This is a genomic window from Streptococcus iniae (assembly GCF_030732225.1).
Taxonomy (GTDB): Bacteria; Bacillota; Bacilli; order Lactobacillales; family Streptococcaceae; genus Streptococcus; species Streptococcus iniae.
The window spans coordinates 1,580,376-1,599,648 of record NZ_CP132230.1; the positions used below are offsets into that span (position 1 = coordinate 1,580,376).

General features: G+C 36.7%; 15 protein-coding genes and 4 pseudogenes. 4 read left to right on the plus strand and 15 right to left on the minus strand.

Annotated features, from left to right (window positions below; genetic code table 11):
- Positions 1-10 precede the first annotated feature (10 nt).
- The gene (gene yidC, locus Q9317_RS07835) at positions 11-940 is read left to right on the plus strand and encodes a membrane protein insertase YidC (protein ID WP_003101638.1); all 930 of its coding nucleotides are present in this window, start codon (positions 11-13) and stop codon (positions 938-940) included.
- A 182-nt stretch (positions 941-1,122) separates the two neighbouring features.
- Here yidC and greA read toward each other — a convergent pair whose 3' ends face one another.
- The 5 genes from greA to zapJ form a co-directional block, all read right to left on the minus strand.
- A complete protein-coding gene (greA, locus tag Q9317_RS07840; protein ID WP_003101643.1) occupies positions 1,123-1,605 on the minus strand; it encodes a transcription elongation factor GreA in 483 nt (160 codons plus the stop codon).
- Between the two features lie 64 nt (positions 1,606-1,669).
- Complete coding sequence (gene mltG / locus Q9317_RS07845) at positions 1,670-3,262, minus strand: endolytic transglycosylase MltG (RefSeq protein WP_003101645.1); 1,593 nt, start codon at positions 3,260-3,262, stop codon at positions 1,670-1,672.
- 109 nt (positions 3,263-3,371) lie between these two features.
- Complete coding sequence (locus tag Q9317_RS07850) at positions 3,372-3,863, minus strand: GNAT family N-acetyltransferase (protein WP_003101647.1); 492 nt, start codon at positions 3,861-3,863, stop codon at positions 3,372-3,374.
- A 51-nt stretch (positions 3,864-3,914) separates the two neighbouring features.
- Positions 3,915-5,246: a UDP-N-acetylmuramate--L-alanine ligase gene (murC, locus tag Q9317_RS07855; protein ID WP_003101648.1), complete on the minus strand. Its 1,332-nt coding sequence runs from the start codon at positions 5,244-5,246 to the stop codon at positions 3,915-3,917.
- A 31-nt stretch (positions 5,247-5,277) separates the two neighbouring features.
- Complete coding sequence (gene zapJ / locus Q9317_RS07860) at positions 5,278-5,946, minus strand: divisome accessory protein ZapJ (protein WP_003101650.1); 669 nt, start codon at positions 5,944-5,946, stop codon at positions 5,278-5,280.
- Positions 5,947-6,156: 210 nt separating this feature from the next.
- On the opposite strand from zapJ, the pseudogene Q9317_RS07865 reads away from it, so the two are divergent.
- Together Q9317_RS07865 and Q9317_RS07870 are read left to right on the plus strand one after the other, a co-directional pair.
- Positions 6,157-6,828 (plus strand): annotated as a pseudogene (locus tag Q9317_RS07865) (helix-turn-helix domain-containing protein); the annotation flags it as partial.
- Between the two features lie 70 nt (positions 6,829-6,898).
- Positions 6,899-7,884: pseudogene (locus tag Q9317_RS07870) on the plus strand (IS3 family transposase); the annotation flags it as partial.
- On the opposite strand, the pseudogene Q9317_RS07875 reads toward Q9317_RS07870, so the two are convergent.
- Both Q9317_RS07875 and Q9317_RS10600 read right to left on the minus strand, forming a co-directional pair.
- Positions 7,834-8,469: pseudogene (locus Q9317_RS07875) on the minus strand (IS3 family transposase); the annotation flags it as partial. The pseudogenes Q9317_RS07870 and Q9317_RS07875 sit on opposite strands and share 51 nt — an antisense overlap.
- Before the next feature lie 35 nt (positions 8,470-8,504).
- The gene (locus Q9317_RS10600; protein ID WP_003098689.1) at positions 8,505-8,795 is read right to left on the minus strand and encodes a transposase; all 291 of its coding nucleotides are present in this window, start codon (positions 8,793-8,795) and stop codon (positions 8,505-8,507) included.
- Between the two features lie 56 nt (positions 8,796-8,851).
- Between Q9317_RS10600 and Q9317_RS07880 the strand changes: the two are divergent.
- Positions 8,852-9,073 (plus strand): annotated as a pseudogene (locus tag Q9317_RS07880) (IS30 family transposase); the annotation flags it as partial.
- Positions 9,074-9,400: 327 nt separating this feature from the next.
- Here Q9317_RS07880 and Q9317_RS07885 read toward each other — a convergent pair.
- The 8 genes from Q9317_RS07885 to covR all read right to left on the minus strand — a co-directional run bounded on the left by Q9317_RS07885 (position 9,401) and on the right by covR (position 19,237).
- The gene (locus tag Q9317_RS07885; RefSeq protein ID WP_003101659.1) at positions 9,401-9,601 is read right to left on the minus strand and encodes a cold-shock protein; all 201 of its coding nucleotides are present in this window, start codon (positions 9,599-9,601) and stop codon (positions 9,401-9,403) included.
- Between the two features lie 137 nt (positions 9,602-9,738).
- Positions 9,739-12,828, minus strand: coding sequence for a pilus expression-regulating Snf2 family helicase (locus Q9317_RS07890; RefSeq protein WP_016356109.1), 3,090 nt, complete (start codon positions 12,826-12,828; stop codon positions 9,739-9,741).
- A 157-nt stretch (positions 12,829-12,985) separates the two neighbouring features.
- On the minus strand, positions 12,986-14,296 hold the full coding sequence (gene der / locus Q9317_RS07895) for a ribosome biogenesis GTPase Der (RefSeq protein WP_003101663.1): 1,311 nt from the start codon (positions 14,294-14,296) through the stop codon (positions 12,986-12,988).
- Positions 14,297-14,346: 50 nt separating this feature from the next.
- The gene (gene dnaI, locus Q9317_RS07900) at positions 14,347-15,249 is read right to left on the minus strand and encodes a primosomal protein DnaI (RefSeq protein WP_003101664.1); all 903 of its coding nucleotides are present in this window, start codon (positions 15,247-15,249) and stop codon (positions 14,347-14,349) included.
- The gene (locus Q9317_RS07905; protein WP_305981539.1) at positions 15,250-16,437 is read right to left on the minus strand and encodes a replication initiation and membrane attachment family protein; all 1,188 of its coding nucleotides are present in this window, start codon (positions 16,435-16,437) and stop codon (positions 15,250-15,252) included. It lies immediately after the preceding gene.
- Positions 16,421-16,915, minus strand: a complete 495-nt coding sequence (nrdR, locus tag Q9317_RS07910) for a transcriptional regulator NrdR (protein WP_003101666.1) — start codon at positions 16,913-16,915, stop codon at positions 16,421-16,423. Before nrdR ends, Q9317_RS07905 begins: the two co-directional genes overlap by 17 nt.
- A gap of 145 nt (positions 16,916-17,060) precedes the next feature.
- Positions 17,061-18,548, minus strand: a complete 1,488-nt coding sequence (locus tag Q9317_RS07915) for a HAMP domain-containing sensor histidine kinase (protein ID WP_305981617.1) — start codon at positions 18,546-18,548, stop codon at positions 17,061-17,063.
- A gap of 2 nt (positions 18,549-18,550) precedes the next feature.
- Positions 18,551-19,237, minus strand: a complete 687-nt coding sequence (gene covR / locus Q9317_RS07920; RefSeq protein ID WP_003101668.1) for a two-component system response regulator CovR/CsrR — start codon at positions 19,235-19,237, stop codon at positions 18,551-18,553.
- Positions 19,238-19,273 lie beyond the last annotated feature (36 nt).

Sequence of the window (19,273 nt, forward strand, 5' to 3'; positions counted from 1 at the left end):
ATCAAAAACAGTGAAAATTAAATTAAATCGCATTCTCTTTTCAGGGCTTGCATTATCAATCCTACTAACTCTCTCAGGTTGTGTAGGCCGTGATTCTCACGGAAATCCCCAAGGAATGGTTTGGGACTATCTCGGTAAGCCCATGTCTTTCTTCATTGATTATTTCGCTAACAATGCTGCGCTTGGCTACGGAGTTGCCATTATTATCGTAACGATTATTGTTAGAACAATCATCCTTCCACTTGGTTTATATCAATCTTGGAAAGCTAGTTACCAGTCTGAAAAAATGGCCTACCTAAAACCAGTATTTGAGCCAATCAACCAACGTATGAAGAATGCTAGTAGTCCTGAAGAAAAAATGGCAGCCCAACAAGACTTAATGGCTGCTCAACGTGAAAATGGGATTAACATGCTTGGTGGCATGGGATGCCTACCACTTCTTATTCAAATGCCCTTTTTCTCAGCTATGTATTTTGCAGCACAATATACAAAAGGAGTTGCTACAAGTACCTTCTTAGGAATTGACCTTGGAAGTAAAAGTTTATTATTGACTGGTATCATTGCTATTCTTTACCTCTTCCAATCATGGCTCTCTATGCAAGCTGTTTCAGAAGAGCAACGGGCCCAAATGAAAGCCATGATGTATACAATGCCAATCGTGATGGTTGCCATGACACTAAGTCTTCCTGCTGGTGTTGGTCTCTACTGGCTTGTTGGTGGTTTCTTTAGTATTATTCAACAGTTGATCACCATGTTTATCATCAAACCAAAACTACGTGATAAAATTGAAGAAGAATTCAAAAATAATCCTCCAAAGGTAAGCCAACCTAACAGAGGTCGTAAAGATGTAACTGCTGGCAGTAAACCATCAACTGAACAAGCCATTATAACTCATCAAAAAACAAACCGTAATGCCGGAAAACAAGGTAAACGCCGTTAAAAGACAAAAAGGGGCTGGGTAAAAAGCCTAATATAAACAAAACCGCATGAAATCTTTCGTTTACAAACGTTGATTTCATGCGGTTTCTTATTTCGGAAATTTGAAAAAATCAATGAGATTTCGACTTTTTGCCCAGCCCCTTTTTTATTTAAAATAAAAAGCGCTGAAATTCAGCAACCATTTTATTTTGTTTTTTCAACACTCACAATTTCTACTTCATAAGTAGCAGCCGGTGATTGAATTAAGGCTTTATCGCCAGTTTTCTTACCAATTAAGGCATGAGCAATTGGGCTTTCGTTTGAAATTTTACCTGAGAAAATATCTGCTCCAGCAGCACCAACAATATGGTAAGTGTCTTTATCAGTTGTTCCTACTTCTTGAACAACTACTGTTTTACCAATTGCAACTTCGTCTTTATCAACTGCATCGCTGTCAATGATTTCAGCATAACGAATTTTTGTTTCTAGGGTTGAAATTTGCCCTTCAACAAAAGCTTGCTCATCTTTTGCTGCATCATACTCTGAGTTTTCAGAAAGGTCACCATATGATCTTGCAATCTTGATACGCTCAACAACTTCTGGGCGACGGACTAATTTTAAATCTTCTAATTCCTGTTCCAATTTAATCTTTTCAGTTAGGGTCATTGGATATGTTTTTTCAGCCATTTTTTATTCTCTTTTCGTTTAGTTTTTAGAAATACAAACATGATGCCTAGGCATCATGTTTGTTCTACTGGATTTGATCGTTGACGTATTTTTGAACATTTGCAGAATGTTCATCGTAAGTTCTTGCATAGAAGACCTCACCTGTATGCACATTAGCAACAAAGTACAAATAATCAGTATCTGCAGGTTTAACAGTTGCATCAATCGCCGCAACTCCTGGACTGTCAACAGGTCCAGGCATTAAGCCTGTATTAGTATAAATATTATAGGGCGAGTTGATGGTTGTGTCAATAGCAGCATCCTCAGCTAGTGTTGTTTTATCGCCAAGTTTCCCCATAGCATATAAAATAGCAATGTTAGACTGAAGTGCCATGCCATTATTCAAACGGTTGTAGAAGACACTTGCAATGTAACGACGATCTACATCTGTAGAGCCTTCTTTTTCAACAAGAGATGCTAAAGTAAGAACATCATTGACTGATTTCCCACTAGCAGCAATCCTATCATAGTAAGGAGCAAGCGTTGCATCTGTAGTTGCTAACATTTCATCAACAATATCTCGCATTGATGTGTTTTTGTAATAACTATAAGTAGCTGGGAAAAGGTAGCCCTCTAGCTGATAGACTGCATCTGATTTTTTGGGAATGCTTGCCAAAAGCTTTGGATACTTCCTAACCATTTCTTTAATAAAGGCTTCATCTTGCACAAGATTTAAAAACTCTTTCGAACTAAAAGGTGTTTTATCTTTGCTTGTTTTGGTATTAACATTATCTTGAATTGCCTTTGCAATTTGTCGAATACTAAACCCTTCAGGAATTAGTATCTTCCCTAACGCAGGTTTTGTGGGATGATCTGTTCCACCATTTTGTAAGGCTTTTGAAATATCATCCAATGTCATACTCTTTTGCAAATTATAATAGCCACTTTGGAAATTTGAATAATTCTTAAACTTAGTATAGAAGTTAAAGACGGTAGCACTTCTAATAACACCTTCTTTTTCAAGAACCTGTCCAATGAGTTTATTACCCGAACCGACCGGAATTTCAACTTGAACATAAGTATTATCATTTTTATCAACTGGATTAACTGCTCTATAAACAAAAATAGTAGCAAATAAGCCTACCGATAAAATTAAAATTACTATAGTTGTGATGACTATGGTTGAAATCTTTTTAGCCATCTTGTCAGCTTTTTGACGTCTTGCAGAATGGTGTCTCACAATTCCTCCTGATTCAGGACTTGAACCCGATTTTTCATCAGCAAAGTTAGTACCCTCTGCAGAATAAAAATCATCTTCTTTATCTGCCATCATCACAGGAGTATAGGGAATAGTCTTAGAAATGTCAGACTCTTTGGTCTGAGCGACTTCTTGACTTAAATCAATTTGACAGCTTCCTTTTTCCTGGTTATCTTGATGGCTTGTCCAAGTCTGACTAGTTTCTTTTTGATAGTCATGATAAAGTTGAGCTGTTTTTTGGGCAGCTTCTCGAACTTCTTGCTCTTTTTTACGGAATTCATCTCCGGCCAAACCTTGCTGAAGAAGTTCTTCCTCTTTTTCTTTTCGAATTTGATTTGCTTTTTCTAATTCAGCTAAAATTTGCTCTTTAAAGCCCATTGTAGACTGACGATTTTGCTCATCATCCTTATGATTGGTCAAAAATGAGTCCTCCTAAACATAATCATTCGCAATTATAGCGTAATTGTCCAATAAAAGCAATAAAATCATATGATTTGTCACTAAGTTTTAACAAAAACACCTATTTGTGCTAAAGAGTGGGCACTTTCCATAACATATCATGCCATAAGCCACCACCATGTTTGGATTCTGAGGGACCTTGATAGGTGAATCCATTCATTTCATAATAAGCTATCAAATAGTCGTGACAAGTTAGTAAAATCCCCTGACGCTCTTGAAAGAGGACTAAATCTTTCAATGCCGCTAATAAAGCCGTTCCAATGCCTTGTTTTTGATAAGCGGCTTTTATGGACAGGCTTGTAATGGCAAGATAGCCTCCTTTAATTGGATTCTTTTCAACCTTATGAAAAAGATTATCTGTCAAAACGGGATCCTGAACAATGGGACCTTCAATGTAGCCTGCAATGTCATCATTTATTTCTGCAACTAAGAAGGTATCTGGAATACATTTTATGCGTTCTTGAATGGCTTCTTTACTAATGGCTTCTTCTTTTGAAAAATTAGTGGCCTCTATTTGATGGATTGCTTGCCAATCACTTTCTTTAACATTTCTTATCAGCATCTTAATCTTATACCTCCAGCGACTAGAAAACCTGCCCATGGCAGGTTTCTATTATTGATTGTTTTTAGTCAAGTTAGCCAGCAGTTCTTCAAAAGAACGTTCATACAACTGAATATCTCCTGCTCCCATAAAGACATAAACAGCATTTTCATGATCTAAGAGGGGTGACACATTTTCAACCGTTACCACTTGTGAGGGTTTGATGATTCTGTCAGCTAAATCTTCAACTTTAACATCACCATGATCCACTTCACGAGCGGAGCCATAGATTTTTGCAAGGTAAACACTGTCTGCTTCATTTAAAGCTTGAGCAAACTCATCCAGCAAAGCAATGGTGCGTGTAAAGGTATGTGGTTGGAAAATTGCTACAATCTCTTTACTTGGGTATTTTTGTCTTGCTGCATCAATTGTTGCAACGATTTCTGTTGGATGATGGGCGAAGTCATCGATGATAATTGTGTCATTAATGATTTTTTCAGAGAAACGACGTTTAACTCCTGAGAAAGTTACCATATGCTCAGCAACAAGGGCCATGTCAAAGCCTGCAATGTATAGGTTAGCAATAACTGCTGTTGCATTTAAGATATTATGACGTCCATAAGCAGGCACATGGAAGTTACCAATGATGTGACCATTATGTTTCACCTTAAAATCTGATCCATTTGTTGTCCGAGTGATATCGCAAGCAATAAAATCATTTTCCTCAGCAAAACCATAATAATAGATTGGAGCATTGGCTGTAATCTTTTTCAATTCTTGGTCTTCACCATAAACAAAGAGTGCTTTTTGAACTTGTTTAGCATAGTCGTTAAAGGCAGCAAAGACATCTTCAATGCCAGTAAAATAATCTGGGTGGTCAAAGTCAATATTTGTAATGATTGAGTACTCAGGATGATATGGCATAAAGTGACGCTCATACTCATCTGATTCAAAAACAAAGTATTGGGCATTTGCAGAACCACGTCCAGTACCATCACCAATGAGATAAGAGGTATCAGTAATATTTCTTAAAACATGTGACAAGAGGCCTGTTGTAGATGTTTTTCCATGAGCACCAGCTACTCCAAGACTGGTAAATTGCTTCATAAAGTCTCCTAAAAACTCATGATAACGTTTAAAAGGGATATTATGTTCAATTGCGTATGCTAGCTCATCATTATTATCCTTACGGAATGCATTCCCTGCAATGAGTTCCATATCATCAGTGATATTATCCGGACTAAAAGGTAAAATGGTAATTCCTGCCTTTTCCAATCCTCTTTGTGTAAAATAATACTTTTCAACATCACTTCCTTGAACCTTGTGACCCATTTGATGCAGCATTAATGCTAATGCGCTCATTCCAGAGCCTTTGATTCCGATAAAATGATAGGTTTTTGACATGTTAACTCCTTTATTCCTTGAACTTATCTTTTTAATTCACATCGTCAAGTCGACTTAAGTTCAGTTCTTGTGCAATGGTTTTTTCTTTATGGTAACGATTTTCTTGACTGTTATAAATTTGACTTCTTTTTAAAAAATCATAATTATTTTTACTTTTTTGAGGCTGTTCTGTCGGGCTAGGTTCTGTATATACTTTAGGAATTTCAGCTAAAATATAAGCATCTTGCTGTAATTTCTCAGAATAACCGCTCCATTTATTGTCAGAACGTTTGTATTGTTCCCTAGTGGTTTCTTTTGTGTTTAGTTGAGCACTAGTGTCCTCTTTTATCAAGTCCTTTTTAGATTCTTGTTTAAGGCTTGAATGTGGTTTAGGATGCACTTTAGATTTGGCGTTGAAATTAAAATCCTGAGCTAAATAGGCCTGACGTTTTTGTTTTAAATCGGCCCTAGCTCTTTTTCTTGCTTCTTCTGCGTAGCTTCGCCCTTCGTCAATAATATGTTGACGTGAGGCAGCATTTGAAGGAGATGACTGTGAAGCATCAACAAAATTAAAATCTCTGGTTACATCATCATAATCTTTATCTTGATAAAAGCCATGAATATTGGTAATCAAGTCTTCATTTTCATACAAAGACATTTGCTTAGCTGCTTCAATAATTGGCTCTCCATCTGCAACCAGTGGAAATTGATTTTTTTGCATTCTCGTCCCTATCCTTCCTATAGCTTTCCCTATTATAAACTAATTACTTATAATTTTCAAAGTATTCCTATATTTCTCGTCAATATAATCAGATTTGTAATTTCTCAAAGTAAGTTCCACTTAGGGTTAAAAACCGGAAGTTAGTGTGAGAAGGATTTTTATGGTGGAATTAAGTCTGAGACGTTTGAGTTAGAAATGAGAATATCTATCTTGACAAAACATAAACACTTAACCCTCTCAGACCGTAACGACGTCCAATCAGGTTTGGATAGAGGAGAAACCTTTAAATCCATTGGACTAAAACTCCAGAAAGACCCTACTACAATCGCTAAGGAAGTCAAACGAAATAAGCAATTCAGAGATGGTTCTAAGAACTGTCTAGATTGTCCCCTCTTGAAAAAAGCTCCCTATGTTTGTAATGGGTGCCCAAAAAGGAGAATCAACTGCGGTTACAAGAAAATCTTCTATTATGCTAAGCAAGCTCAGAAAAACTACGAACAACTCCTTGTCCAAGCCAGAGAAGGTACTCCACTTAATAAAGAAACCTTTTGGGAGATGGACAAGGTAGTTTCTAAAGGAGTCAAAAAGGGACAGCGTATCTATCACATCCTCAAAACAAATAAGCTTGATGTCAGTTCTTCAACTGTTTATCGCCATATCAAGAAAGGCTACTTATCTATCGCACCTATCGATCTGCCTAGAGCTGTGAAGTTCAAGCAAAGACGTAAAATGACGCTTCCTCCTATTCCCAAAGCCAACAAAGAAGGGAGACGTTACGAGGACTTCTTAGACTACATGAACCAGACAGAACTCAGCTCCTGGCTTGAGATGGATACAGTCATTGGACGGGTTGGAGGAAAGGTTCTTCTGACTTTCAATGTCTGAATAGGTTACACTAAACTAGACAGAAATTATAAAGTGTTCTACACTTAAGAAAAACGGGAGAAAAACCATGTCTAGAAAAGTACGTCGTCACTTCACCGATGATTTTAAGCAACAAATTGTGGACCTTTACAATGCTGGTAGAAAGCGTAGCAGCCTCATCAAGGAATACGAGCTAACCCCTTCCACCTTCGATAAGTGGGTTAGACAAGCCAAAACAACTGGTTCATTCAAGTCTGTTGATAATCTGACAGATGAACAGCGGGAGCTAATTGAACTCAGGAAACACAATAAAGAACTCGAAATGCAATTAGATATCCTAAAGCAAGCGGCAGTGATTATGGCACAAAAAGGGAAATAATCACTGCTAATAAGGCTAAATACAGCATTTCAAAGATGTGTCGCTGGCTGAATATGCCACGCTCAAGTTATTACTATCAAGCCGTGGAGTCAGTATCTGAAACGGAGTTTGAAGAAACTATTAAAAGAATTTTCCTCGAGAGCGAGTCCAGATACGGATCCAGAAAAATCAAAATATGCTTGAATAACGAAGGTATCACACTTTCACGGCGTCGGATTCGACGCATTATGAAGCGACTCAATTTGGTTTCTGTTTATCAGAAAGCCACCTTCAAACCACATTCTAGAGGCAAGAATGAAGCCCCTATTCCCAACCACTTAGACAGGCAGTTTAAGCAAGAAAGACCACTACAAGCCTTAGTCACTGACTTAACCTATGTTCGTGTAGGCAATCGTTGGGCTTATGTTTGCCTCATCATTGACCTATACAACCGTGAAATCATCGGCCTGTCTCTTGGTTGGCACAAGACCGCTGAACTCGTTAAGCAAGCCATACAAAGCATCCCTTACGCCCTGACCAAAGTCAAGATGTTCCATTCAGATCGTGGCAAAGAGTTTGATAATCAGTTAATTGATGAAATATTGGAAGCCTTTGGAATCACACGTTCGCTTAGTCAGGCTGGTTGTCCTTACGACAATGCCGTAGCTGAAAGTACGTATCGTGCTTTCAGCTACGGCATTGTCGTAAGGACAACCAGCCTGACTAAGTGAGCGTTTGATATCAAAGGCTGTAAGCACATCATCTATCAAGGCATTGTCGAACTCTTTTCCTCTGTCCGAATGGAATATCTTGACCTTGGTCAGAGCGTAAGGAATACTCTGAATCGCTTGTTTCACCAGCTCTGCTGTCTTGTGCCAACCAACCGATAAGCCAATGATTTCACGGTTGTAGAGGTCCATAATGAAACAAACATAAGCCCAGCCATTACCGACACGAACGTAGGTTAAGTCTGTCACTAAAGCTTTTAGAGGCTTTTCTTGATGAAATTGTCTGGCTAAGTGATTAGGAATAGCTACCTCATTCTTACCTTTTGAATGTGGCTTGAAGACTGCTTTCTGATAAACAGATACTAAGTTGAGTCTGTGCATGATGCGACGAATCCGACGACGAGACCGCTGGATACCTTCATTTTCCAAACATTTCTTGATTTTCCTAGCACCGTATCTGGCCTTACTTTCGAGAAAAATAGCTTTGATATTTTCTTCAAGTTCCGCTTCAGAGACTGGTTTAACAGTCTTGTAGTAATAGCTAGAACGAGGAATGTTCAACCAACGACACATAGCTGAAATGCTATATTTATCCTTATTAGCAGTGATTACTTCTCTTTTCGTGCCATAATCACTGCCGCTTGCTTTAGGATATCTAGCTGCATTTCGAGTTCTTTATTGCGTTTTCGGAGTTCAATCAGTTCACGCTGTTCATCTGTCAGATTATCAATCGTTTTAAATGACCCAGTTGTTTTTGCCTGACGAACCCACTTATCGAAGGTTGATGGGGTTAACTCATATTCTTTGATAAGCTCACTTCGTTTCATCCCTGCATGGTGAAGGTCAACGATTTGTTGCTTAAAGTCATCAGTGAAGTGGCGACGTATTTTTCTAGACATCATATTCTCCTATTTTCTTTAGTGTAGAACACTTTATAAATTCTGTCTAGTTTAGTGTAACCGATTCAGGAACATCATTTGATACGCTAACTCAAGAAGATATCAATCTAACCCTATCGCATATCAACAGCGTGAAAAGGCAGTCTCTAAACGGAAAGTCTGCTTATGAACTATTCTGCTTTACATATGGAGAAAATGTCGCCAGTCTACTTGGCATTACTAAAATTCCGGCAGCGAAAGTCTGCCAATCTCCGATACTCTTGAAAGACAAAATCTAATATAAAAATATAAATCTAATTCCCTCAAACGTCTCACACTAACTTCCACCATAGCGGAACTTAATCTGAAACGCTTTCAGATGAGGAGGTTTTCTTGTACCCTTTTTTTGCGATTTTTAACTCTGAAAACCTATGAAATCAAGCATTATAAAAACCAACGGAAGAAGTCTGAGACGGATTTTCGTTGGTTTTTATTGGTTTTTATCAGACTAAATTCCATTTCTACTAGAGGTGGAACTTACTTTGAGAATTTAGCATATAATCAGATTTTGATAAAGAAGGATTTTCTGAAGCCAACAAAAAAAGACACCCTAAGGTGTCCAATAATTACGCTTTTGTAATGTTAACCGCTTGAGGACCACGTTGGCCATCTTCGATATCAAACATAACTTTTTGTCCTTCGTCTAATGATTTGAAACCATCAGATTGGATTGCTGAGAAGTGAGCAAACACATCTGGACCATTTTCTTGTGAAATAAAGCCAAAGCCTTTTTCTGCGTTAAACCATTTTACTGTACCTTGAGTCATTTTATGTACCTCTTTTATATTATTTGCAAAAAAACTTCTGAGAGATAAAACATAGATGAATCTGATACTTTTACTCGGAAAAACTTATTTACATTACCTACTATAACAGTAATAATGACATCTGTCAATGAAAAGTCTTAATTTATTCCTAAAATTTCTTTCATTTCTTCCACACTCATGCTTGCACGACTTTCATTACCATCAAGAACAGTGGTTACAAGGTTTCGCTTGTTTTCTTGGAGTTCTAGGATTTTTTCTTCTATCGTCCCTCTTGTAATGAGACGGTAGACTTCAACATTATCTTTTTGACCAATTCGGTGGGCACGGCTAATGGCTTGCATTTCAACAGCAGGATTCCACCATAAATCAATAAGCACAACGGTATCAGCACCGGTTAAATTGAGTCCAACGCCACCAGCCTTTAAAGAAATAAGAAAGGCATCTTTTGATCCCGTGTTAAAGGCACGTGTCATTTCTTGCCGTTCATCAGCTGGCGTTGACCCTGTAATTTTGTAGCTGCTTAAACCAAGTTTTAACATCTCTTTCTCAGCAATATCAAGCATTCCTCTGAATTGAGAAAATATCAAAGCCCTGTGACCATTTTCTTTGATTTGAACAAGTAAGGTTTGTAAACTGTCTAATTTTCCACTATCCCCTTTGTAGTCCATAAATAATGCTGGCGTATCACAAATTTGCCGCAAACGTGTAATGCCTGATAAAATTTCGATTTTTTGTCGATTGATTTGCGCATCCGATGAAAAACGTATCCGCTCTTGCATCTGACGTAATTGTGCTAAATAAATTGCTTTTTGACTTTCAGACATTTCATTAGAATAGGTCATTTCAATCAAATCAGGCAATTCAGGAAGAACTTCTTCTTTTTTTCGACGTAAAACAAAGGGCTTGATATAGCGGGCAACCTCTTTGGCTTCCATTTTCATAAAATCTTTTTTGGCAGGTAATAAACCTGGTAAGACAATTTGGAAAATGGACCAAATTTCAAGCAATTTATTCTCAATTGGTGTTCCAGATAAGGCAAAGCAATTTTTTGCGCTAAATGCTCGTAAATTCTGAGCAATCTTGGTCTGAGCATTTTTAATCACTTGAGCTTCATCAAGAATCAAGTAGTCATAATGATGTTCTTGATAGGACTCAAAATCTTGTCTAAAAGAGGCATAACTGCTAATCGTTACTTGATGGCCTTGACTAATCAATTGATCTCTAACTGTTTTTAAGCCGTAAGAAACAACGACATCAAGGCTTGGGGCAAATTTTTCAAACTCATCCGCCCAATTGTAGAGCAAACTTGACGGGCATAAGATTAAAATTTTAGAGTCTTTTGTTAATTTACTGCTTAAAAATGCTATGGTTTGAAGGGTTTTCCCCAAACCCATATCGTCAGCTAAAACTCCTCCAAATCCATATTTATCCAATGATGATAACCATTTTATGCCATAGTACTGATAATCTCTAATGTTGGCAGCTATGTCAAGTTGTGGTAAGTCATAATTTTCTGGATGATTAAGGTTATCAACAAGCGCCTGTAGTTCTTCTGAAAAATGCACATTAGACATTTCTGAAAACAGTTGAGACATCTGCATAGCAGCAATCCCATCAAGTTGTAAATGACCATTGTGTAATTGTTTAGCCCTTAATTCCTGTAATGACTTACTGATTCGCAAGGTTTCATCATCAAAAACAACCAATTGGCCTTTTTTACTTACAAAATAAGGATTGTTGGCAAAAAGAGCATCTAAAGCATCATCAATATCATTTTCAAAGACTTCTGAAAAATCAAATGAAATATCTAGTAAACTCCCTTTTTGGCTAATCTTAATTTGAGGAGCTTCAGAATAACGCATTTGCAGCAATTGTTCAGACAGATGAACAGACCCTATCTTTTCAAAATAAGGAATAGCTTTTGTAAAAAAATAATAAAGTTCATCTGAGTAATTAAGCTCTTTATAACTGTTAAAAACACCCTTAAAGCCATAATAAGCTAAAGCACGGTATATTTTCTCTTCTTTTTTGTAATGACTTGCAAAAGGCAAATGATCCAAACTTTGTTTGTCTTTAACGACAGTATCTCCATAATTAAAAACAAGTTGTGCCACGAGTTGTTTGTGATCTTTGATATCAAAATAAAAATCAGCCTCAAAATCTCGGATGGCAAAACTTTTAGGGGCACTAACCTTACCAACCTCACGAAAATCCAGCAAACTTGCTGCTAATTTTGCTTGATCATCTAAATCAAAATGAATGTGTTTAGCTAAATCAGATTCAATTGGAAGATTTCGAATAGCCCCTACAATTTTTCGCTGTTTCAAATTCAAATGGTAAAAAGTATCTTGAAACAAAAGGTATTCATTATCAAATAAAAATTGCACATTTTTTTCAGTGATAACAAGTTCAATGAATTTACGATGAACGTGAACATCAAAAGAGAATAGTCCGGATTCCTCTGCTAAAGGTTTTACAAAAAGATGATGGTATTGTTGATTAACACCTTCAAAGGTGAAATCATAGAGATCTGATAAAAGGTAAACCCCTTCTTCAAAAAAGCCTCCGGGTAAGTATAAATGTCTGGCATGATTTGGAAAAATAAAACTCTGATCTATCTTTTCACCATCTGGTGAAATGCGCCATAAAAATTGGATTAAATCTTGACTGGCTTGGTCAAACCTTAGAAGAGATAGAACTTCATAATAATTTTTTCCAATTTGGTAATAACCTTCTTTTTTAACTTGATTTAAAAACCCCTTTATATCCCGAATGATATAAGACCGGTCATCTGGCAAGCGATTGATTTTCAAACTCCACCAATAATCTCCAGAATAAGGACTTTTAGAGCCACTTGCTGAAATCCTGTATGAAACAGTATCATCTTCATTCATTTTTAAACCATCCAAAAAAAGGCTTCCAAATGAGGTCATTTTTTCTGTTTCTGCCTTGTTCTCTGTTTGGCTGGCTAATTGTTGAGAAATAACTTTTCCTTCGTTGTTATTCTTTAAAAAATACTCCAAAGCGGCAATATGTTGACAGTATTTTTTACGGCCATAAAATTCACATTGACAAGAAATCGCACTATCGTCAATCCCATAAGAAAGTTTATGACCATCTACTTCAGCCTCAATGAGACCATCTTTTTCAGCTTCAATTACTACTAGACCTTGATTGTAAAGGTCTATTCCTTGATTTCTAACCCAACCTGGAATTAATCTCGCCATATTTCCCCCACCTTTTTGCTTATCTCTTAATTATAACAAAATTCAAATGAGAATACTCCTAAAAATCTAATGTCAAAACTAATTTTTTACTTAACACAAAAAAAGCATGAAAAGCACTTTAGCTTTCCACACTCCCTTAATGCTATTTCTGCACAGATTATTTCCGTTTGCGCGCAATAAGATGTATTGGTGTTCCTTCAAAGGTGAAGGCTGCTCTAATTTGGTTTTCTAAGAAACGTAAGTAAGAAAAATGCATTAATTCTTCTTCATTAACGAAGACAACAAAAGTTGGCGGTTTTACAGAAACTTGCGTTGCATAGAAAATTTTAAGACGCTTGCCTTTATCTGTCGGTGTTGGATTAATAGCAATGGCATCCATGATAACATCATTAAGGACAGCAGATGGAATGCGTCTGTTTTGACTATCACTAATGCGTTTAATCATCTCAGGAAGCTTGTTCAAGCGTTGCTTGGTTACAGCTGATACAAAGATAATTGGAGCATATGCTAAGAACTGGAATTGATCACGGATATCTGCTTCCCAATTTGAAACAGTATGATTATCTTTTTCAAGAGTATCCCATTTATTAACGACAATAATCATCCCCTTACCAGCTTCATGCGCAAAGCCAGCAATACGCTTATCGTATTCTCGAATCCCCTCTTCAGCGTTGATAACAAGTAAAACAACATCTGAGCGATCAATGGCACGCATGGCACGCATAACAGAATATTTCTCAGTATTTTCATAGACTTTCCCTGATTTACGCATACCTGCTGTATCAATCATGGTGTATTCTTGCCCATCAGCATCTGTAAAATTAGTATCAATGGCATCACGAGTTGTACCAGCAACTGGACTGGCAATAACGCGGTCTTCACCTAAAATAGCATTGATTAAACTAGATTTTCCAACATTAGGTCGTCCAATCAAACTAAATCGAATAATATCATCATTTTCTTCTGCTACTTCAACAGGTAAGTTTTCAACAATAGCATCCAAAACATCCCCTGTACCAATACCATGAACAGATGATACCGGGAAAGGCTCACCCAAACCAAGTGAGTAAAAATCATAAATGTCATTACGCATCTCTGGGTTGTCGACTTTATTAACGGCTAGAATGACCGGCTTATTGGTACGGTATAAAATCCTTGAAACATACTCATCAGCATCTGTAATCCCTTCTTTACCAGAAACAACAAATACAATAACATCTGCTTCTTCCATTGCGATTTGTGCTTGGTGCTTAATTTGCTCCATAAATGGGGCATCAACATCATCAATACCACCAGTATCAATCAATGAAAATTTACGATTGAGCCATTCTCCAGTTGTATAAATACGGTCACGGGTTACCCCTTCGACATCTTCAACAATGGAAATACGCTCCCCTGCAATTCGGTTAAATAGTGTGGACTTGCCAACATTAGGACGTCCAACAATGGCAACTGTAGGTAAAACCATGATTCTCCTTTTACTTATCTTATCTCTTGATAACTTGCTTTATCTTTAAATTAACGGCGATTTGCGCCTTCTAAATGAAATTCACGCGCTAGATAACGCACACGTTCCATAACACGTTTGGCTTGCCAAGTTTCATCAGAACCTTTAATGTTTGCCCATTTTCTCTCTAAATCATCAAAACTATAGTTAGAGGTGAAGAAAGTCGGCAATTCTTCAAGCATGCGATATTGCAAAATAACTTGCAAAACTTCATCACGAACCCATGATGTTGCTTGTTCTGCACCAATATCATCTAAAATTAAGACAGGAACAGTTTTAACAGCATCAATTTCTTCTTTAACTGAACCAGATGAAATGGCATTTTTAACATCAATTGTGAAACTTGGGAAATGTAATAGTGTTGTCGACACTCCCTTTTTCTCAGATAACTCTCTTGCCATAGCAGCCATGAGGTATGATTTCCCAATTCCCATATCCCCGTATAAATAGAGGCCTTTTTGTTCTAGTGACGGATAAGCTTCAACAAAATCAATGATTTCTGATAGCACAGCCATACGGCTTTGATTGGTAATGTCAAAGTCTGACATTTTGATATGACGGTATGATTTAGGAAGATTGACCAAATTAATCCGATCTGAAATTTCTGCCTTTTTCTTGGCCTCGATTAACTCCCGTGTTTCACGGTAAGACACATCAGCATACCCTTCATTCATCACTAAAATCGGAGCATAGCCCTTAGCAATATAAGATGGATCTGAATTGTTATACTTCTGACGCTCTAACAAAAACTGATTGAACTTCGATAAACTCAAATTAATGGTCTCTTGAGACAAATCATGTGATTGAATAAAGGCAGCAATCTCAGAATCTGAAAGGATTGTTTGAATCAAAGCTTCAGAATTCACATGCCTTTGCTGGTTCAGTTTAGATATGGTTTCACCAATTTTTTCCATCTATTCACCACCTTTTTTAAGTTTATTTAAGCGTTCCAAAGCTTCTTTTTTGAAATGGTCCATTCTAGCTTGGTCCTCAGCACTAGTTTCTTCCTGATAATTAGGATTACTCCACGTTGGGACATTTGAAGCTTTACTTTTAGCTTTGGTTGTCTTTGATTCCTGACGATCAGCAAAAGCACGCATTTTCAAAATAGCATCTTCAGCATAGTTAACCCCTTGATAAGCAAAATCATTTGCAATTTTTGTAATATAAGTCTTTTGCAAATTTGCCGTGTTGGTCTTACTAAAAGTATACATGACCATCACATTAATGACTTCATCAAGAAAATCCATCTGAGCCAGACGAGTTAAAATATCTCTTTCATCTTTTGTGACCCTTGCACGTCTTGCTTGTTTTATTTTTTCTAAAAATTGCAGAGCTGTCGAGCTTTTAGCTTCCTTAATGAGGGCTTGTTCTGGTGCAGTAAATTCTGACTGAGCTGCGCTAGTAGAATCAGCTTGCTTCTTTAACAAAATACGTTTCGGAGCAATTTTACCATTAATAGCCGTTTCCTTTGCAAGACGATAAGTATCAAACCATGTCATGTCAAACTGTTCTGACAAACTATAAAGAGAAATCACATCTTCTTGCTCATTTTGAAATTGTAAACCATCACGGTTCATCAAATTTCGGAAACTGTCCAAATCAAATTGAACCCCTTGCTTTTTCCCTTGACTGACCTGGCTTGGTTGTTTATCTATAACCGTACCATAGACATCTGAGAAACGTTTTGAAATATTTCTTGCTTCTTTAGGAATGCTGACAAGCAATTGAGAAATTGCAAGATCACCAATTTTTTGCTCTAAAAGGCGATAATAGACGGGATTAGCCAAAAACACATCATTGTCAAGGGTTGGTTGCAACTTAATCAAATAAAAATCTGGCAATTGGTAAAAAACCAGCAATTCCATCGCAGTCAATTGAACCAAAGCCTCTTCAAGTCTAGGCATCCCAATCTGCAAGTGATTTAAAATCTCACTAAATTTATGGCCTCTTCTGCCATCATCAAAAAAACTAGTCAAATATTGATAAACCGACACAGCATCACTTCCGATGATTGGAAGATAGAGTTGAATTAAATTATTGGAATTGCAGATGATTTTATTATGCTGAACATAATAAAACTCATTAATGGGTTTCATCATTCACACTACTCTTCTTTTTTGCTCTAACGCGTGTTGTGATTTGTTGGAGTAATTCCTCAATCTCATCAACATCTTTAAAACTCTTATAGACACTTGCAAAGCGAACATACGTGATTTCATCAAGCTCAGCTAGACCTTCCATAACGAGATTTCCAATTGCAGTGCTAGGTACTTCATTTTCATAATCCGCCCTGACCTTTTGTTCAATGCGCGAAATAAGCGTTTCAATATCAGTACTTGACACAGGTCTTTTTTGTGCACTTTGAACAACACCATTAAGAATTTTATCTCTTGAAAATTGTTCACGCGTACCATCTTTTTTGATAACTAATAATGGGAGTTCTTCTAAGCGTTCAAAGGTTGTAAAACGTGTATGACACTCTTCACATTCTCGTCGACGTCTGATAGTATTTCCATCTTCTGCCTGTCGACTATCAACAACACTTGATTTATTATTATTACATTTCGGACAACGCACGCAAACACCCCAATTCTATCAAAATAATCTAGTACTCTATTTTATCATATTATCAGCTATAACAAAAGGATATTCCTTTTAGATTCCTTATTATATTTTTGTAACGAAAAAACCCAGTCAATTGGAATTGACCAGGTTACACTTTTTATTCATCAAGTGGCAAATGCAAAATAAATATGGACCCTTGATTTAGAACACTCTTAACCTCCATGGAAAGGTGATAGCCCTCCACAATTTGTTCTAAAATTGAAAGGCCAATCCCCAAACCAGCTTGTGTGCTGGTTCGATTGCGAGATTTATCCGAGCGGTAAAACCGTTCAAAAATATGTTTAATATCCTCTTCAGAAATCCCTTCACCTCTATCACGAACAGTAACTAATGCTTCGTCCTCTTCGATTTTTAAGCCAATACTGATACGTTTTTCTGAACGCGAGTATTTAATAGCATTATCAATCAAAATAAGCAAAGCTTGCTCAAAATGATTTTTGTAAATTTTTACAGCTGTCTTAGTCTCTCGAGGTTCCCATTCAAAAACAAAGTCTTCTCTGAGAACCTTGAAGTTCCCAATGACGGTTTCTATTGAACTTTCAACAGTTGTTATGTCATTTTCATGCCCCTCAAAACTCCCTTGAACCCTAATCATATCTAGCATATCATTAATCATAATGGCCATACGATCAGCTTCATGAGCTGTAGCATTCAGACTTTCTTCTAAAATCTCACTATCATTTTTTCCCCCGCGTTGTAAAAGTCCAATATGACCTTTAATGATAGCAACAGGTGTTCTTAACTCATGACTAACATCACTAATAAAGCGAGATTGAAGGGTTGTGTATTTCTCAACCTTATCCAGCATCGTATCAAAGATAACTGACAGCTCCTCAATTTCATCACCGGACTTGATATGTGAACGCAAGGTTAGGTTGTTAGGATTCTCTGAAATATCACTCATAATCCCATGCAAATTATGTAATGGTTCTAAGAAACGTTTCGTTGATAATAAAATAATCACATAAGCTAAGCATGAACCAAAAAGTTCAACAAAGAGTAACCAAAAAAGAAGCCTTGCACGAATCATAAAATAATCTTCTAAATCCTGATAAATCTGTACGTAGCCAATTAATTTACCTGAGTTTTTAGAATACACTTTTTTAATAATTGAAAAACCTCGGTATTCCCCTTCAATACGGTCATCAAAAACCTCATCAATCGGACCTTTTAGTTTATACCTAACCTCTTCTTCATCAGTGGTAAAAATCATGTTCTTATGCAGATTATAGATGTAAACCTCTTGTTCAGCATCTAAAATATTCGTAATATCACGTTTACTCCTGATAATTTGACCATCACCATGCTCGTCAACTTTTAAATTTTCTTTATCGTTGATATAAAGAACTTCTGCTAAATTGTCAAACGAAAAATTAGAGTTCACCTCTGACAGACGAACCCTAACCATATTTAAAGTTTGATAGACTGATTGTTTTTCTTTCTTCAACAAAAAATAATTAGTTGAATAGTAAGCAATCAGAGTAAACGCAGAAAAAATGCAGAAGAAGAGTACAAAGAAGAGACTTGATAGTCGCTTGGGCAATGATCTTTTATACTTTTTTTGTCTTTTACATTTTATTTGCATCATTATTTCTCACGAATAACATATCCCATTCCACGAACAGTTTGAATATAGGACTCACGTCCTTGCATATCGATTTTTCCACGTAGGTAACGAATATACACGTCAACAACGTTTGTTTCAACAGCTTCATCGTATTTCCAAACATTTGACAGCAACTCTTCACGCGTCATGACACGATTCATATTGCTCATTAAAATGTTTAACAAATCATATTCGCGTTTTGTCAATGAAATTTCTTCATCTCCACGGTTTACAGAACGGTTTTGTGGATTTAAGACTAAATCACGGTAAATACCTTGATTAGGAGATTTTTTCTCAGTTTCAATATCTTGACGACGGAAAATTGCACGAATACGTGCCAATAATTCTTCAATAGCAAATGGCTTAACAATATAATCATCTGCACCACGATCCAAACCAGCAACCACGTCCATGATAGAATCGCGTGCTGTCATCATCATAATGTAGGTTGTTTTTTCAGTTTGAAGACGACGGGTCACTTCAAAACCATCCATTTCAGGTAACATCAAATCAAGCAAGATTAAATCAAAATCTTTTTCAAGCGCTGTGTCAAGTCCTTCACGACCATTCACTTCTACAGTTACTTCGTAACCTTCGTGTTGCAATTCTAATGAAACAAACCTTGCAAGATTTTTTTCATCTTCAACAATTAGAATTTTTTTTGTCATATTCTATTACCCTTTTCCTTTTTTAAGAAGTTTTAA

Coding starts and splice junctions, on each gene's coding strand:
- Q9317_RS10600 (WP_003098689.1), bottom strand. CDS start 8,795: ATGTCTAGAAAAATACGTCGCCACTTCACTGATGACTTTAAGCAACAA.
- zapJ (WP_003101650.1), bottom strand. CDS start 5,946: ATGCAAAAAAATCAATTTCCACTGGTTGCAGATGGAGAGCCAATTATT.
- Q9317_RS07890 (WP_016356109.1), bottom strand. CDS start 12,828: ATGGCGAGATTAATTCCAGGTTGGGTTAGAAATCAAGGAATAGACCTT.
- der (WP_003101663.1), bottom strand. CDS start 14,296: ATGGTTTTACCTACAGTTGCCATTGTTGGACGTCCTAATGTTGGCAAG.
- Q9317_RS07905 (WP_305981539.1), bottom strand. CDS start 16,437: ATGATGAAACCCATTAATGAGTTTTATTATGTTCAGCATAATAAAATC.
- dnaI (WP_003101664.1), bottom strand. CDS start 15,249: ATGGAAAAAATTGGTGAAACCATATCTAAACTGAACCAGCAAAGGCAT.
- Q9317_RS07885 (WP_003101659.1), bottom strand. CDS start 9,601: ATGACTCAAGGTACAGTAAAATGGTTTAACGCAGAAAAAGGCTTTGGC.
- murC (WP_003101648.1), bottom strand. CDS start 5,246: ATGTCAAAAACCTATCATTTTATCGGAATCAAAGGCTCTGGAATGAGC.
- Q9317_RS07850 (WP_003101647.1), bottom strand. CDS start 3,863: ATGCTGATAAGAAATGTTAAAGAAAGTGATTGGCAAGCAATCCATCAA.
- greA (WP_003101643.1), bottom strand. CDS start 1,605: ATGGCTGAAAAAACATATCCAATGACCCTAACTGAAAAGATTAAATTG.
- covR (WP_003101668.1), bottom strand. CDS start 19,237: ATGACAAAAAAAATTCTAATTGTTGAAGATGAAAAAAATCTTGCAAGG.
- Q9317_RS07915 (WP_305981617.1), bottom strand. CDS start 18,548: ATGCAAATAAAATGTAAAAGACAAAAAAAGTATAAAAGATCATTGCCC.